13 protein-coding genes and 1 pseudogene are annotated in these 16654 nt (G+C 66.9%); 7 read left to right on the forward strand and 7 right to left on the reverse strand.

The annotated features are described in order from the left end of the window. Window positions 1-85 precede the first annotated feature (85 nt). Window positions 86-1135: an LLM class flavin-dependent oxidoreductase gene (locus D4765_RS15985; protein WP_136643321.1), complete on the forward strand. Its 1050-nt coding sequence runs from the start codon at window positions 86-88 to the stop codon at window positions 1133-1135. 65 nt (window positions 1136-1200) lie between these two features. On the opposite strand, the gene purF is transcribed toward D4765_RS15985, so the two are convergent. Then, entirely contained in the window at window positions 1201-2658 is a 1458-nt protein-coding gene (gene purF, locus D4765_RS15990; protein ID WP_136643322.1) for an amidophosphoribosyltransferase, read from the reverse strand. 142 nt (window positions 2659-2800) lie between these two features. On the opposite strand from purF, the gene purM reads away from it, so the two are divergent. Continuing rightward, entirely contained in the window at window positions 2801-3952 is a 1152-nt protein-coding gene (gene purM, locus D4765_RS15995) for a phosphoribosylformylglycinamidine cyclo-ligase (RefSeq protein ID WP_136643323.1), read from the forward strand. A gap of 122 nt (window positions 3953-4074) precedes the next feature. Here purM and purD read toward each other — a convergent pair whose 3' ends face one another. Continuing rightward, window positions 4075-6471, reverse strand: a complete 2397-nt coding sequence (purD, locus tag D4765_RS19795; protein ID WP_237280499.1) for a phosphoribosylamine--glycine ligase — start codon at window positions 6469-6471, stop codon at window positions 4075-4077. Between the two features lie 499 nt (window positions 6472-6970). Between purD and D4765_RS16005 the strand changes: the two genes are divergently transcribed. The 3 genes from D4765_RS16005 to D4765_RS19500 all read left to right on the forward strand — a co-directional run bounded on the left by D4765_RS16005 (window position 6971) and on the right by D4765_RS19500 (window position 8670). After that, window positions 6971-7465, forward strand: a complete 495-nt coding sequence (locus D4765_RS16005) for a hypothetical protein (RefSeq protein ID WP_136643324.1) — start codon at window positions 6971-6973, stop codon at window positions 7463-7465. Between the two features lie 27 nt (window positions 7466-7492). Further along, on the forward strand, window positions 7493-7894 hold the full coding sequence (locus D4765_RS16010) for a sterol carrier family protein (RefSeq protein WP_136643325.1): 402 nt from the start codon (window positions 7493-7495) through the stop codon (window positions 7892-7894). Window positions 7895-8076: 182 nt separating this feature from the next. Then, a complete protein-coding gene (locus tag D4765_RS19500; RefSeq protein WP_201799343.1) occupies window positions 8077-8670 on the forward strand; it encodes a DUF2273 domain-containing protein in 594 nt (197 codons plus the stop codon). A gap of 62 nt (window positions 8671-8732) precedes the next feature. On the opposite strand, the gene D4765_RS16020 is transcribed toward D4765_RS19500, so the two are convergent. From D4765_RS16020 to D4765_RS16030, 3 genes are all read right to left on the reverse strand, one after another. Continuing rightward, window positions 8733-8999, reverse strand: a complete 267-nt coding sequence (locus D4765_RS16020) for a DUF3073 domain-containing protein (RefSeq protein ID WP_136643326.1) — start codon at window positions 8997-8999, stop codon at window positions 8733-8735. A gap of 290 nt (window positions 9000-9289) precedes the next feature. Further along, a complete protein-coding gene (locus D4765_RS16025) occupies window positions 9290-11323 on the reverse strand; it encodes an APC family permease (RefSeq protein WP_201799344.1) in 2034 nt (677 codons plus the stop codon). A 32-nt stretch (window positions 11324-11355) separates the two neighbouring features. After that, window positions 11356-12591: a hypothetical protein gene (locus D4765_RS16030; RefSeq protein WP_136643327.1), complete on the reverse strand. Its 1236-nt coding sequence runs from the start codon at window positions 12589-12591 to the stop codon at window positions 11356-11358. 77 nt (window positions 12592-12668) lie between these two features. On the opposite strand from D4765_RS16030, the gene D4765_RS16035 reads away from it, so the two are divergent. Then, complete coding sequence (locus D4765_RS16035) at window positions 12669-14054, forward strand: glycine--tRNA ligase (RefSeq protein WP_136643328.1); 1386 nt, start codon at window positions 12669-12671, stop codon at window positions 14052-14054. Window positions 14055-14113: 59 nt separating this feature from the next. Continuing rightward, complete coding sequence (locus tag D4765_RS16040; protein WP_136643329.1) at window positions 14114-14887, forward strand: hypothetical protein; 774 nt, start codon at window positions 14114-14116, stop codon at window positions 14885-14887. Between the two features lie 78 nt (window positions 14888-14965). Here the strand turns inward: D4765_RS16040 and glpK are convergent, their stop codons facing one another. Beyond that, window positions 14966-16486: a glycerol kinase GlpK gene (gene glpK, locus D4765_RS16045; protein WP_136643330.1), complete on the reverse strand. Its 1521-nt coding sequence runs from the start codon at window positions 16484-16486 to the stop codon at window positions 14966-14968. Between the two features lie 36 nt (window positions 16487-16522). After that, window positions 16523-16654, reverse strand: a pseudogene (locus D4765_RS16050) (aquaporin); the annotation flags it as partial.

A 16654-nucleotide genomic window follows, 5' to 3' on the forward strand; every position in this document is an offset into this window, starting at 1 on the left:
GAACCGCTGGGTCGGGGTGCTTCCCATCTGTATGCAAATGCATTCAAATGGGAATACCCCGGCCCTTCCCGGCGCTGTACCGGTCATGAAGAAACGCATCGGATTCCTGTCGTTCGGCCACTATCAGCCGGTGGCCGGCTCACAGGCGCGCACGGCCAGAGACGCGCTGCTGCAGAGCATCGACCTTGCCGTGGCTGCCGAAGAACTCGGCATCGACGGAGCCTATGTTCGGGTGCATCACTTCGCCCGGCAGCTGGCCTCGCCGTTTCCGCTGCTCGCCGCGATGGGTGCGCGCACGTCGCGCATCGAACTCGGTACCGCGGTCATCGACATGCGGTACGAGAACCCCCTCTACATGGCTGAGGATGCGGCCGCGGCCGACCTCATCAGTGGCGAACGACTGCAGCTCGGCGTGAGTCGGGGATCGCCCGAGACTGCTCTCCGCGGCTCGGAGCTGTTCGGCTACGTGCCCGCCGAGGGGCAGACGGATGCCGACCTGGCCCGCAAGCACACCGAGATCTTTCGCGCCGCCATCGCCGGTGCCGGCGTTGCCCGGCCGAACCCTCAGATGAGCCGCTCCACCACGCCCCTCGCCATCGAGCCGCAGTCGCCAACCCTAGGCGACCGTATCTGGTGGGGGTCAGGCACCCGCGCGACCGCCGTCTGGGCGGCCGAGCAGGGCATGAATCTGCAGAGCTCGACGCTGCTCACCGAAGACACGGGCATCCCGTTCGACGAGTTGCAGGCCGAACAGATCGCTCTGTACCGCGAGACCTGGGCGAAGATGGGCTGGAAGCGCGAGCCGCGGGTGTCGATCTCGCGCAGCGTGATTCCGATCACCACTGACCTCGATCGACGGTACTTCGGTTCGGGTTCTGGCAGTGATGCGCAAGACCAGGTCGGCCACCTCGACGGCGGTCTTGCCCGGTTCGGGCGCTCGTACACCGGTGAACCCGACGTCATCGCGGCTGAACTCGCCGCCGACGCTGCCGTTCAGGCGGCCGATACCGTCTTGCTCACCGTTCCCAACCAGCTCGGCGTCGACTACAACGCGCACCTGCTCGAGCAGATCGCCCTGCACGTGGCCCCCGCCTTCGGCTGGGCCCCGAACCTCCCGGCCCCCGCCCTGGCCTGACTCTCGCGCCTGCCCTCGCCTTCCAGAACTCCAAATTGGAGGGAGGTGAGGCGGCGGGCGGGCGCCTACGAGTTCTGCGTGCGCTCCACCCAGGCGAGGTACTCGGGCGTGACGGTGCCGGTGACGTAGTCACCCGTGAAGCAGCTCATCTCGAGTGACTCGACTGAGGAGCCCTCGATGATAGCCGCCTGCATGTCGGCGACCTCCTGGTAGATGAGGTGGTCGGCGCCCATGTACGCCGCGATCTCGGGAATCTTGCGATTGTGAGCGACGAGTTCGTCACGCGACGGCATGTTGATGCCGTACACGTGCGGGAAGCGCACGGGCGGCGCGGCCGAGGCGAAGGTGACCTTGTTGGCGCCGGCCTGGCGGGCCATGTCGACGATCTCCTTCGAGGTGGTTCCGCGCACGATCGAGTCGTCGACGATGAGTACGTTCTTGCCTTTGAACTCGGTCGACATGGCGTTCAGCTTCTGGCGCACCGACTTTTTGCGCACGGCCTGGCCGGGCATGATGAACGTTCGGCCAACGTAGCGGTTCTTGTAGAACCCTTCGCGGTACTCGATGCCGAGCTTCTGCGCCACCTGCATAGCGGCGGGGCGGGATGAGTCGGGGATGGGCATGACCACGTCGATGTCGCCAGAGGGCGCCCACTGGGCGACGGTGTCGGCGAGACGGTTTCCGAGACGCAGGCGGGCTTCGTAGACCGAGATGCCCGAAAGCACCGAGTCGGGGCGGGCGAGGTAGACGAATTCGAACGCGCAGGGAATCAGCCGGGCATCCGGAGCGCACTGCTTCGAGAACATCTCACCGCTCATCGAGATGAAGACGGCCTCACCCGGTGCCACATCGCGTACGACCTCGTAGCCGAGGCTCTCCATGACGAGCGACTCGCTGGCGACGACCCACTCGTCGCGGCCCGACTCGAGCACGCGCTTGCCGATGGTGAGCGGGCGAATGCCGAACGGGTCGCGAAACGCGAGCAGCCCGTGGCCGGCGATCATCGAGATGGCTGCGTACGAACCTTCGACGCGCTCGTGCACGCGCGACACTGCGGTGAAGACCTGCTCGGGGTCGAGGTCGAGGCCCGAGACCTGCGCCTGGAGCTCGTGCGCGAGGATGTTCAGCAGCAGCTCGGTGTCAGAATCGGTGTTCAGGTGCCGACGATCGATGTGAAACAGTTCTTGCGTCAGTTCGCGCGTGTTCGTCAGGTTTCCGTTGTGCACGAGGATGATGCCGTACGGCGCATTCACGTAGAACGGCTGAGCCTCCTGCTCGCTCGCGGCATTGCCGTGCGTGGCGTAGCGCACGTGACCGAGGCCCATCGTGCCGAGCAGCGAACGCATGTCGCGCGTGCGAAAAGCTTCGCGCACCTGCCCTTTCGCCTTGATCACGTGAAAGGTGTCACGGTCGGCGGTCGCGATGCCCGTCGAGTCTTGGCCGCGGTGCTGCAGCAGCAGCAACGAGTCGTAGACGAGTTGATTGACGGGCTCAGACGAAACGATGCCAACGATGCCGCACATGCAGGCGGGCTCCAGACGGGTAGAGAAATAGGCCGTTCTCTAGTCTACGGCCGCGGCGGCACCGGATGCCCGGGCCCGGTCGCTCGCACGACCCTCGTCTGCGTGCCACGCACGCCGCGGCGGGGGCTGCGACAATGGACGCATGACGAACAGCTATGCCGAAGCCGGCGTTGACACTCACGCGGGCGACCTGGCGGTCGAACTGATGAAAGCGGCCGTCTCGGCCACGCACGGCCCCAACGTGGTGGGCGGCTTCGGCGGCTTCGCCGGGCTGTTCGACGTGTCGGCGCTGAAGTCGTACACGAAGCCCCTGCTGGCCACTTCGACCGACGGCGTGGGCACCAAGGTCGCCATCGCCCAGGCGCTCGACAAGCACGACACCATCGGGCAAGACCTCGTGGGAATGGTGGTCGACGACATCGTCGTGGTCGGCGCCCGGCCCCTCTTCATGACCGACTACATCGCGTGCGGAAAAGTGGTTCCGGCCCGCATCGCCGACATCGTCGCAGGCATCGCGCGGGCATGCTCTGCCACGGGCACCGCACTCGTCGGGGGCGAGACGGCCGAGCATCCGGGGCTCCTCGGGCCTGACGATTACGACGTGGCCGGTGCTGCCACGGGTGTCGTGGAGGCGGATGCCCTGCTCGGCCCCGAGCGCGTCACCGATGGCGACGTGGTGCTGGCGCTCGAGTCGAGCGGGCTGCACTCCAACGGGTTCTCCCTCGTGCGCCACATTCTGGCCGGCGCGGGTGTCTCCTACACCTCCGTCTCGGCCGACCTCAGCGGCGAGGCGGCGGGCGGCGGGTCTGGTGCCGGTGCTGCCGGCGCGGCTGGCGTCACGGTCGGTGAGGCGCTGCTCGTGCCGACCCGGCTCTACACCTCGCCGTTGCTGGCGGTTCTGGATGACCCGGCCCTCGCCGGGGCGATCCACTCGCTGAGCCATGTCACCGGTGGCGGCATCGCGGCGAACCTCGCGCGGGTGCTGCCGATCGGCTCGTGGGTCGAGGTCGACCGTTCGACCTGGGCGCCGCTGCCCGTCTTCTGTGTGCTGAGCGACTGGGCCGGCTCCACCCTTGAGAGCGCCGAGGGCACCTGGAACCTCGGCATCGGCATGATCGCGGTCGTCTCGGCCGCGCAGTCAGCGGCTGTCGCGGCGCGCATCGAGGCGGCGGGCATCCGCACCTGGCAGGTCGGTGCCGTCAGCACCGCCCCCCGCGACGTCACCGGCTTCGAGCAGGGCGCCAAGGGTGTCAACGGCGGCGCCGTGCGCCTGGTCGGCGCGTACGCGGTCTGACCCCCTACCCGAAGATCACTGAATCGGCGGCCCTCGTTCACACCGCCGCCCTCAGCGGGTCGGATTGAACGGGGGCCGCCGAGTGCGTTGTCAGTCGCAGGATGGCGGCGCGGGCCCCGGCCTCAGGCCGTGAGTCGGGCGATCAGCTCGCGATAGCGGGCGGCCGTCTGGGCCACGACGGCGGCGGGAAGCAGCGGGGGAGTGCCCTGCTTGTTCCAGTTCGCGGCGAGCCAGTTGCGCACGATCTGCTTGTCGAAGCTCGCGGTGCGTTCGCCCGAGTCGTAGGCCGCGGCATCCCAGAACCGGCTCGAGTCGCTGGTGAGAACCTCGTCGGCGAGCGTGATCTCGCCGGTGTTACGGTCGGCGCCGAACTCGAACTTGGTGTCGGCGAGAATCACGCCGTGAGCTTCGGCGATTCCGGATGCCCGGGCATAGACCTCGAGCGACAGCCGTCGCAGCTCGGCCGCGACCTGCTTTCCCACCAGCTCAACCGTGCGCTCATAGGTGATGTTCTCGTCGTGCTCGCCCTGCTCGGCCTTGAAGGCGGGCGTGTAGATCGGGTCGGGCAGGCGGTCGCCGTCGCTGAGGCCGGCCGGGAGGCTGACTCCGCAGACGCTCTGGCTCACCTGGTACTCGGCCCAGCCGCTGCCGGCGAGGTAGCCACGCACGACGCACTCGATCGGGAACATGTCGAGCGGCTTCACGAGCATCGCCCGCGCGGCGACCCCTGCGGGTACGGCGGGGATGGCGGTGGTGCCCGGGGCGGTGGTGGCGCTGGTATCGGCGGCAGCGGTCGGCTCGGTGCGCGCTGTGTCTGCTGTGTCTGCAGTGTCTGCGGTGCCTGCGGCGCCCGGAGCGCGCGCGATCAGGTGGTTCGCGAACCCGTCGAGCTGGTCGAACCACCACGTGCTGAGGCTGGTGAGCAGCTCGCCCTTGCCGGGGATTCCGGGTTCGAGCACGAAGTCGAACGCGCTCACCCGGTCGCTCGCCACGACCAGCACGGCACTCGAATTGGCCAACGACGAGGCGCCAGCCGGAACATACAGGTCACGAACCTTGCCCGAATACACATGGCGCCAGCCGTCGATCGGTGCGGCAGTCTGCTCGCTCACACCGCCCCCAAAAGCATTGGTCTCCGCGGCAGCGACGCCACTCGCCGTACCTACACCGGCGCTGAATCCAGCGACGCCGACGCCGCCGATGCTGACGCCCGCGGCATCACCCGCCGCGCCACCTTCGGCCGCCGCAACCCGCGCGGCGATGTCGGTGCGGTACTGCGCCCCCGCGAGCGTGATGCGCCCGAGCGCTTCATACGCCCGCGCGCGGGCCTCGCCGAAACCGTGCCCGAGGGCCACCACGCTCAGCACGCGGCCTCCGGTGGAGACGAGACGGGCATCCTGAACCGCCGTCGCAGCATGGGCAACGTGCACGCCCTCGACGCGCGCGGCCTCGTCGAGACCAGTAATCTCGCGGCCCACGAGGGGAGTCTCGGGGTAGTTCTCGCTCGCGAGCACCACGGTCACGGCGCTGTCGGGTGAGAAGACGGGTGTCGGATGCCCGGCGAGGGTTCCGGCCGCGCTCGCGAGCAGAAGCTCGCTGAGCGGGGTGACCAGCCGAGGCAGCACCACCTGGGTCTCGGGGTCGCCGAAGCGCGCGTTGAATTCGATCACGCGGATTCCGTCGTTCGTGAGGATCAACCCGCAGTACAACAGCCCGATGAACGGCGTGCCCTCCTGCGCGAGCTGGCGAATGGTCGGCAGGGCGATCGACACCTGCACCTCGTTCACGAAGTCTTCTTCGCTCTCGAACTCGTCGTTCAGCCACGGGAGCGGGGAGTACGCGCCCATTCCGCCCGTGTTGGGGCCTTCGTCGCCGTCGAGCAGGCGCTTGAAGTCTTGCGCGGGCGAGAGCGGCAGAACGGTGTGGCCGTCGCTGAGGAAGAACAGCGAGACCTCGGGGCCGTCGAGGAACTCTTCGAAGAGCACGTCGCCGTGAGCGAGCCAGGTGCCGGCGTGCGCGCGGGCGGCGGCGCGGTCGGAGGTGACGAGCACTCCCTTGCCGGCGGCGAGACCGTCGGCCTTGACCACGTAGGGTGCCCCGAACTCGTCGAGGGCACGCTCGACGTCGGCGGTCGTGGCGGCGCGGAGGGCACGGCCGGTGGGAACACCGGCCGCATCCATGATGCGCTTCGCGAACGTCTTGCTGCCTTCGAGCGCGGCGGCGGCCTTGCCGGGGCCGAACACGGCGATGCCGCGGGTGCGGAGGGCGTCGGCGACCCCGGCGACGAGCGGCGCCTCTGGGCCCACCACGACGAGCTGGATGTCGTGCTCGAGGGCGAAGTTCGTGACCGCCTGCGGGTCGGTCGGGTCGAGATCGGCGACGGGCGCGTCGGCCGCGATACCGGCGTTGCCCGGAGCGACCACGATCTCATGCGCCTCGCCCCCGCGCCCGGCCTCGCTGAGCAGTGCGATGACGATGGCGTGCTCGCGAGCACCGGAGCCGAGAACAAGAATCTTCACTCGACGATTCTAGGGTGAGCGCCCCACCGTCGCCCGGCCCTCGCCCGGCCACCGGCCATCGGGCTTTCAAACATTTCTGAAAACTTTTTCGAAAGTCGCGTAATGCGGAGGCCGTTGGCGACTCTCTTCTCTATGTGAGGCGCTTTGCAGGCCTCACGCGCTTCGTGCGGCGGGTAGTTTCCCCCCGAGTTTCCCGCCGCACGGGCACCACACACTTCGTGCGGTGGCAGGCACCCCCTACCGGTCACCGCACGAACACCCTTCGCTCGCCGGGCGGCTCCCCCAGCCGGTCGGCGAGCGAACACCCCTTCGTGCGGTGGTGGGCACCCCCCTACCCCCACCGCACGAACACCCTTCGTGCGGCGGCGGGCACCCCCTACCTCTCGCCGCACGAACACTCCTTCGCGGGGCGGCGCTCCACCCCACGCGCCGCCTCGCGAACCACTCCGCCCGCCTGCCAGCTCTGGTCGTGCCATCCCCGCCCCACGAAGTGAGACTCATGCGAACACGTGAGACCCGCACGCCGGTCTCACTTCTCCGCACCGCTCTCACGAGCCGGGCCCGGATGCCCGGGGTCAGCCTTCTGGTGATCGTCTGTGTCGCTGCAGGAGCAACACTCGGCCCGCGCGCCGAGACATTCGAGAACGGCTGGTCGCGCGCGTCGCTGTTCGTCGCGTGCCGCGCTGCCGCCACAATGCCCGGCACACCCTATTCAGACGAAGACCTCGCTCCGGTGCTCGACGACGAGGTGCTTCTGCTGCAAGATCCTGCCGCACCCGCACCCGCACCCGCACCCGCACCCGCACCCGCACCCGCACCCGCAGCCACGCCCTCGAGGTATCTGATGTATCTGGTCTCGATCTCGGTCGCCGCTGCCGGCATGCCTGACGCCTCGCGGGGCGCGGCCCCGGGCATCCGGCCCCGTGCGGTGCACTGTGCCATCGGCGGAACACCCACCGCACCCTCGGTGTGGCTCGACCCGGTATTCGACTGAGCCCAGCGCGAGAGCTAGCCTTGAGGGGTGGTCAGAGCGCGAATTCCCGATGCCGAGGGCCGCAGTGCGGTCGCCGAGGCCCGCCCTCGGGCTGGCGCAGGCGACGCCGACCCCCGCATCCCACCCACCGAGGTGAGCCGCGCCACCCTCGCCACCGCCGTGCGCTATTCGCTTCAGGTGCTCGCCGAGAGCGCGAAGGGCAACACCGTCGAAGTGCGGGTTCCGCCGTTCGCTGCGGTGCAATGCATCGAAGGCCCAGGGCACACCCGCGGCACCCCGCCGAACGTCGTCGAGACCGACGCCCGAACCTGGCTCTCCCTCGCCACCGGCACCCTCACCTGGGCCGACGGCATCGCCTCGGGCCGCGTGCACGCCTCCGGCCAGCGCGCTGACCTCACCGGCCATCTCCCCATTCCGACCCTGCGCTGACCCAATCCTCCGCGCGCGGGTGCGGTCACCGGATGCCCGTCCCGACTCCGCGCTGAGGGATCGCCCAGAGCGACCCACTGCGTGCCGGCTGACCCGCAACGACAGTGTCGCGGATGCCAACCCGCTGCCGCGGCGAAACTCGCGTGCGGCGCCCCTCCGGCCGGGTGAGCGACAATGGAGAGGTGAGTACCACTCCTCTTGATCCCGACCGCACTCCGACCGACGACTCCAACGCGGGTGACTCCGAGACCGAGACCGTGGCCGGCGACGACACCGTCACGATTCGGCGCTCACCCCGCTACTTCCGCTTCGCGGTGCTCGGAGCCATTGTCGGAGTGATCGTGGCTTTCGTGCTGACGTTCAGCTTTCCGGAGCCGCAGGGCTTCAACGCTGCGCAGATCTTCGGGTTCCTGGCGCTGCTGTTCATCATCGGCGGAATGCTGCTCGGTGCCGTTGTGGCACTGCTCATCGACCGTTCGACCCGCAGGCACGCACGCACCGTCAGCATCGAGCGTATCGAGGGCGGCTACGCACCCCCCGAGATTCAGGCCCAGACGGCGCTACCCGAGACTGCGTTGCCCGAGACTGCGTTGCCCGAGACTGCGTTGCCCGAGACTGCGTTGCCCGAGACTGCGCCCCCCGAGACCGCGCCCCCCGAGACGGAGGTTTCTGAGCCCCAGGCTGCGCCCGCCGCCACTGCAACCGATCCCGCGCTCACCAAGGCCGATACGACCGCAGTCAGAGGGCCCGAAAACTCAGGTCACCCGACAGACTGAAAGCCGCCGCGCTCAGCCGAACAGGTGCCCAGCCGAACAGGTGCTCAGCCGAACAGGTCGCTTCAGGCGCGCCGCTGCTCGTCGTTCGGCAGGTAGACGCCAGGAAGGTCATCGTCATCGTCTTCGTCGTCATCAAGACCCAGCGTGTCGCTGAGACCCAGTTCGTCGTCGGAGTCGCCGGTGTCGTACTTGGCGGCGAGGGCCGCGAAATCGGGCTCCGCGTGCGTGCCCAGTTCGCGTTCGAGCGCGCTGTAATTGGTGTCGGGGCTGAAATATTTCAGCTCGCGCGCCACCTTCGTGTGCTTAGCTTTTTGACGGCCGCGCCCCATGCGTGACCCCCTCACCTTTCGGGCCGGGGGATTACGCCACCCGGATGAGTTGAATACCTGAAAAACTACATGTGAGTTTAGCACGCGGTATCTGGCGTTCCTCTGCGCGCGATCGTGCCCATACGGCTCCGGATGCCGCACTCCAGCTGCGGCAATGGCGCCTGCACAGCCCGCACACAGCATCCCGAGCCGCCTGCGCGCCGAAGCAGTTGAGCGACCGCGCATTCTGCCCTCGCAACTGCACGATTACACAGACTGCGCACCTGGCTCACGGTGCGCGCGGCCACCGTTCAGTCGAGCGGCCACTGCTCGTTGCCCGGCGTCGTGGGCGTGTGCACCCGCGGAACGGGCCGCACCGGCTCACCTCGCCGCTCCTGGCCGGGCACCGGACGCGAGCGGCGCCCGTAGATGAGCTCGGTCGAGTCGAGCAGCCACGGCACGAGCGCGATGGCCACCCCGTGCACCAGCATCAGCCGGCGGTTGAGCCGACGCGCCTTGTGGTTGTGCAGCAGCCCCTCCCACCAGTGGCCCACGATATAAATGGGCGTGTACACGGTGACGACCTCAGCGCCGAACTTCTGGCGGTGCTTCTTGATGTACCCGCAGAGCGGCTCGGCCACGTCGCGGTAGGGCGAGTCGATGATGCGCAGCGGCACCACGATGTTCTGCTGCGCCCAGTCTTTCTCGAGCTGCCGGGTCTGGTCTTCGTCGATCGAGATGTGCACGGCCTCGAGGCTGTCGTGCCGCGCGGCAATGGCGTAGTCGAGCGCCTTGAGCACCGGCTTCTGCATGCGCCCCACGAGCACGATGGCGTGGTCGCCCTTGGCACCGAATGTGGTCACCGGGTCGACTTCGATCTCTTTGCTCACGTCTCGGTAGTACCGGTTGATGCCGAGCATGAAGATGTACAGAATCGGCATGATCACGAACACCAGCCACGCCCCGTGCGTGAACTTCGTGATGGTCACGACAATGAGCACCACGCCCGTGAGCAGTGCGCCGAACGAGTTGATGGTCAGGCTCCGGATGGTCGCCGAACGATCGGGCGCCCCCGACTTCAGCAGCCGAACCCAGTGCACGATCATGCCGGTCTGGCCGAGGGTGAATGATACGAACACCCCGATGATGTACAGCTGGATGAGGTTCGTCAGCGACGCCTGGTACACCAGCAGGATGGCGGCGGCGGCGAGTGCCAGCAGAATCATGCCGTTCGAGAACACCAACCGGTCGCCCCGTGTGAGCATGGCCTTCGGCGCATACGAGTCTTTCGCGAGCACCGACCCGAGCAGGGGGAACCCGTTGAACGCGGTGTTGGCTGCCAGCAGCAGCACCGCGGCCGTCGCGGCCTGAATGATGTAGAACATGATCGAGTTGTTGCCGAACACGCTCGACGCCACCTGCGCCATGAGGCTGCGTTGCGGTGTGCTGGCGCAGTTCTGCATGCCGATCAGGTCACACGCATTCTCGGCGTAGTGCACGCCGGAGATGAGCGCGAGTGCCACCAGCCCGGCGAACAGGGTGATGGCGATGCTGCCCATCAGCACGAGGGTCTTCTGGGCGTTCTGAATCTTGGGGCGGCGAAAGGCGGGAACGCCATTGGCGATGGCTTCGACGCCGGTGAGGGCCGAGCATCCACTGGAGAACGCCCGCAGCAGCAGCAGGATGACCGCCACCTGCCCCAGGCCTTCGGCCTTCACCCCGTAGTCGGCCGATTCGGCCACGGGGGCTCCGCCGAGCGCGGTGCGGGTGAGACCGACGATGATCATCAGCATCACGCTGCCGACGAACACGTAGGTGGGAATGGCGAACGCCTTGCTCGACTCGCGAACCCCGCGCAGGTTCACGGCGGCAAGCAGGATGACGAAAAGGATGGCCAACTCGACCCGAAAGCCGTTCAGCTGGGGAATCGCCGAGATGATGTTGTCAACACCGCTGGCCACCGACACCGCCACCGTGAGCACGTAGTCGACGAGCAGGGCCGAGGCCACCACGAGGCCGGCCTTCTCGCCGAGGTTTTTGTGGGCGACCTCGTAGTCGCCGCCGCCAGAGGGGTACGCCTTCACGAGTTGCCGGTACGAAGCCACGACCACGACGAGCAGCAGGATCACCGCCGCCGCCACCCACGGCGCGAAGGAGAAGAACGCGAGCCCGCCGATGAGCAGGATCATGAGCAGTTCTTGCGGCGCATAGGCCACGCTCGACAACGGGTCGCTGGCGAAGATGGGAAGCGCCAGGCGCTTGGGCAGAAGTTGCCCTTCGAGCTTGTGGCTAGGCAGCGGTTCGCCGATGATCCAGCGTTTCGCTGACTTGGGTTCGTTAGTCACGAGTGACGACACTACACCTTGGCAATTGCAGGTCAAACTTGCAGTTTATCGCATTCGCCGGGCGTATCTGGCCGAGAGGAGGCCTGCAGCGCGAGGTAGGCCGAGCGCACGGCAAGGGCGGTGTGCGCACCGATGAAGAGCGGGTCGTAGAACGCCGATTTGTAGGCGGCTCCGCTGGCCGCAGAAACGATGAAGTTGAGAGAGGTGACGCAGCTCAGGAACACGGCCGTCTTCAGTACGGCGATGTTGAGGGTGAACGAGAGCCCGAGCAGCTCGATCTGTGACGCCGGTACGCCGAGCCACGCCTCAAGAACCTGGGGGCTGAGGGCCAGTTCGCCGAGCACCGTGAGAAATACGCAGACGACACTCGCCACAATGGCCACTTGAAAGCCCTGCGCCAGCACGAGCACCAGCGTGATGTTCAGTCGTTCGGTTCGGCCGAGCGGCGGGCCGGGCTCCGCGATGTACGGCAGCAGTGCGCTGAGCCGGGTGCTCCGGATGAGCGTGGCCCTCTCCTCCGTACCGATGCGTTCGTCGAGCCCCCGCATCTCACTCTGTGTCACGGGAACGATGAACAGCAGGCCCAGCAGCACAAAGAAGAGCACCACGCCGGCCAGACGCGCGGCGGGCATGGCATTCGTCACCTCCCACAGGGTGCGGTTGAAGACGGCGAGCACCACGACGAGCATCAGAAGAGGAAGGGCGCGCGTCGTCATCTGGCCGAGGGCTCTGAGTCGGCGAACGGCCGCGCGAATCGCCCAGCTCACCAGCGCGCCGACACCGAGCCAGGTCACGGCGAGGGCCCCCGTGGCAACGGCGGCCGACACCAGCGTGCCCGCGAGAGGCAGGCCTTCAGCGGCATCGGCGCCCACCCACGGGTCGACGAGCAGGTAGTAACAGAGTACGAGCCAGCCGGCGAGCCGCATCGGGCGGGGGTGCCGGCGGAGCAGGCGGGCGGTCAGGGCGAACGCGGCGGCGGGAACGGCGACGAACAGAGTGAACAGGGTGAGTGCGGTGAGCAGAACCAGGGCGACCACGAACGGGCTGTCGTCGACGATGACGAGGTTCGAGTGCCCGAGCATCCATCGCCCGACATCGAGAAAGAGCACGAAGACAAGAAAGGGGGAGATGCGCGGTACCAGAAAGGATGCCCGGTTGCGGGGCTGCACGAAGAAGGGCAGCCCCTCGCTGCGCAGCCAGGTTTCGGCGTCTCCGGTCAGGTCGCGGAGGCCGTGGGGTGAGGCGTCGCGTGAGGCGAGATCGGGCACGGGTGTGATTCCTTTAGAATTGTCGCTGATCCATGCACGGGCAGTACCGCTCGTGCGGAGAACTCTGGAGCCCCCACATGTCACCCGCTTCCCAGCTCGATTCCGTCATCGCCTTGGCCAAGCGTCGGGGGTTCGTCTTCCCGACCGGCGAGATCTACGGTGGAACGCGATCTGCGTGGGACTACGGGCCGCTCGGCGTCGAGCTGAAAGAGAACATCAAGCGCCAGTGGTGGAAGCACATGGTGCAGAGCCGAGACAACGTGGTGGGCCTCGACTCGGCCGTCATCCTGCCGCCGCAGGTGTGGCAGGCCTCCGGCCACCTCGAGGTGTTCACCGACCCGCTGGTCGAATCGCTGATCACGCACCGCCGCTACCGCGCCGACCACCTGTTGGAGGCGTACGAGGAGAAGCACGGGCATCCAGCCCCCAACGGCATGGCCGACATTCGCGACCCGCACACCGGGGAGCCCGGCCAGTGGAGCGAGCCGCAGAACTTCTCGGGAATGATGAAGACCTACCTCGGCCCAGTCGACAACGAGGAGGGGCTCGCGTACCTGCGGCCTGAGACCGCCCAGGGCATCTTCGTCGACTTCGCCGCCGTGCTGAACTCGTCGCGCCAGAAGCCGCCGTTCGGCATCGGCCAGATCGGCAAGAGCTTTCGCAACGAGATCACACCCGGGAACTTCATCTTTCGCACCCGCGAGTTCGAGCAGATGGAGATGGAGTTCTTCGTGCAGCCCGGCAGCGACGAAGAGTGGCACCAGTACTGGATCGACGAGCGCCTGGCCTGGTACACCGGCCTCGGCATCAACCCCGACAACCTGCGCCTCTTCGAGCACCCGAAAGAGAAGCTGTCGCACTATTCGAAGCGCACCGTCGACATCGAGTACAAGTTCGGTTTCCCGGGCTCCGCGTTCGGTGAGCTCGAGGGTATCGCGAATCGCGGCGACTACGACCTCACGACGCACTCCAAGGCCTCTGGCACCGACCTGTCGTTCTTCGACCAGACCACCAACGAGCGCTGGGTGCCGTACGTCATCGAGCCCGCAGCCGGCCTCACACGCTCGCTGATGGCCTTTCTGGTCGACGCCTACCATGAAGACGAGGCGCCCAACACGAAGGGTGGGGTCGACAAGCGCACGGTTCTGAAACTGGATGCCCGGCTCGCCCCCATCAAAGCCGCCGTCTTGCCGCTCTCACGAAACGAAGCGCTGTCGCCGCTCGCGCGGAAGATCGCAGCCGACCTCCGCCAGATCTGGAACGTCGACTTCGACGACGCCGGGGCCATCGGCCGCCGGTACCGCCGCCAAGACGAGGTGGGCACGCCGTTCTGCATCACGGTCGACTTCGACTCGCTCGACGACAACGCTGTGACCATTCGCGAGCGTGACTCGATGGCGCAGGAGCGCGTGTCACTCGACCGCCTGCAGGGGTACCTGGCCGAGCGGCTGATCGGGGCCTGAGGCCGGTGATTCACGTGTGAGCATTGCTCAATGGTACGGCTCTTGCCTATCATTGAGCAATGATCATATTTACTTCTTCTTCTATTGTGGTGCGCGGCGTTGTTGTTGCCGCCTGCCTTGTCGGTCTTTCGACGTTCGGTTTGGCCTCAATGGCTGAGGCGCAGCCGGCGCAGCTGGTGTCTGCGCATTCTGTTGCTGCGAACTCGGGCACCGACACGCCGGTGCCGAGTGACACGGCCGTTGCGACCGACACGCCCGATCCCAGCATCTCCACCCTGGTCGCTCTGCAATCGGGCACTGTAGGTGAGCCATACTCGTACCAGGTGCCAAGCCTTCGCACGGGTCCGCGTATTCCAACCTACCGAGCAACGACGCCGCTGCCCCCGGGGCTGTCGATCAGCTCGTCAGGGCTCATCACCGGAACACCGACGGCAGCGGGCGACTACCAGGTGACGCTCTTCATCGTCGCCGCAGATGGTGTTGAGGAAAACGTCGCGTTCGACCTCACCATCGACGCCGTTGCTGCGACGACCACGCCCAACCCGAGCACGTCGCCACCGGTCACGCCCAACCCGAGCACGTCGCCACCGGTCACGCCCAACCCGAGCACGTCGCCACAGGTCGACCCGTTGGCGCCCACAGCGACGGCCACGGCCACGACGGCAGGCGGCGGAGGCAGTGGCACGGACGGTTCCGGCACAGGCGGCTCGCACCTGGCGAGCACGGGCGCCGAGGCGGCGGGCTACGTGATGGCCGGGGGAGTGGGGCTCATCCTCGCGGCGCTCGGTTTCGCTGCGTTCGTGGTTCGACGCGTGCGGCGTCTGCCCGAGTAGTCCGCACCAACGCACCAACTCGCCAACGAAGAAGGGCGGGAACCCTGTGAGGTTCCCGCCCTTCTCTATAGCTGAATGCTACTCCTTGACGTCTTCGTCGACCCAGTCGAGGGTCTTCGTGACGGCTTTCTTCCAGTTGCGGTAGAGGCGAGCGCGCTCGTCTTCGTCCATGTTGGGCTCCCAACGCTTGTCTTCGAGCCAGTTGGCACGAAGGTCGTCGAGGCTCGACCAGAAGCCGGTCGCGAGACCCGCAGCGTAGGCCGCACCGAGCGCGGTGGTCTCAGCGACGACCGGGCGAACCACGGGCACGCCGAGGATGTCGGCCTGGAACTGCAGCAGGGTGTCGTTCGAGGTGGCACCACCGTCGACCTTGAGCTCCGTCAGCGGAACGCCGGAGTCGGCGTTGACCGCGTCGATGACCTCTTTGGTCTGAAACGCGATGGCTTCGAGGGCGGCACGAGCAATGTGACCCTTGTTGACATAGCGGGTGAGGCCCACGAGGGCACCACGGGCATCCGAGCGCCAGTGCGGGGCGAACAGACCGGAGAACGCGGGAACGAAGTACGCTCCACCGTTGTCTTCGACCGTCTTGGCGAGCGTCTCGACTTCGGGCGCCGAGTTGATGATGCCGAGGTTGTCACGCAGCCACTGAACCAGCGAACCGGTCACAGCGATCGAGCCTTCGAGCGCGTAGTGCGTCTCGCCGTCACCGAGCTTGTAGCCGATGGTGGTGAGCAGGCCGTTCTCGCTCTTGACGATCTCGGTATCGGTGTTGAAGATGATGAAGTTACCGGTGCCGTAGGTGTTCTTCGCCTCGCCCTTGCCGTATGCGGCCTGGCCGAACGTGGCAGCCTGCTGGTCGCCGAGGATGCCCGCGATGGGCACCTCGCGCAGCAGCGAGTTGTCGCTGGCGACGCCGTAGACCTCGGAGGAGCTCTTCACCGTCGGGAGCATTGACTTCGGCACGCCGAAGTCGGCGAGGATGTCGTCGCGCCATTCGAGCGTCTTGAGGTCGAGGAACATGGTGCGTGACGCGTTGGTGACGTCGGTGACGTGGATGCCGCCGTCCACTCCACCGGTCAGGTTCCAGAGAACCCAGGTGTCGGTGGTGCCGAAGATGAGGTCGCCGGCCTCGGCGCGCTCACGCGCTCCGTCGACGTTCTCGAGGATCCAGACGATCTTGGTGCCGGCGAAGTACGTCGACAGGGGCAGTCCGACGATGTCTTTGTACTTCTCGACGCCTTCGTCGCCAGCAAGACGGTCGACGATCGACTGCGTGCGGGTGTCTTGCCACACGATCGCGTTGTAGACGGGCTCGCCCGTGTTCTTGTCCCACACCACAGCGGTCTCGCGCTGGTTGGTGATACCGATCGACACGATGTCGTGGCGGGTCAGGTTGGCCTTGGAGAGGGCCTGGCCGATGACCTCACGAACGTTGTCCCAGATCTCTTTGGGGTTGTGCTCAACCCATCCCGCCTTTGGGAAGATCTGCTCGTGCTCTTTCTGGCCCGTGCTGACGATGGCACCTTCGTGGTTGAAGATGATGGCGCGCGACGAGGTCGTTCCCTGGTCGATCGCGATGACATATTGCTCACTCATGGGCGTATAACTCCTTCGTTAGTTTTCAGTTGTGGGTTACTTGGTGAGGATGGGGAGGAGTGGGCCGGCGACGAGGCCGGCGATGACTCCGCCGATGATGGGGCCGACGACGGGTACCCAGGAGTAGGACCAGTCTGAGGGGCCTTTGCCTTTGATGGGGAGGAAGGC

It is taken from the genome of Subtercola vilae, from assembly GCF_004923255.1.
In the GTDB taxonomy this organism is placed as follows: Bacteria; Actinomycetota; Actinomycetes; order Actinomycetales; family Microbacteriaceae; genus Subtercola; species Subtercola vilae.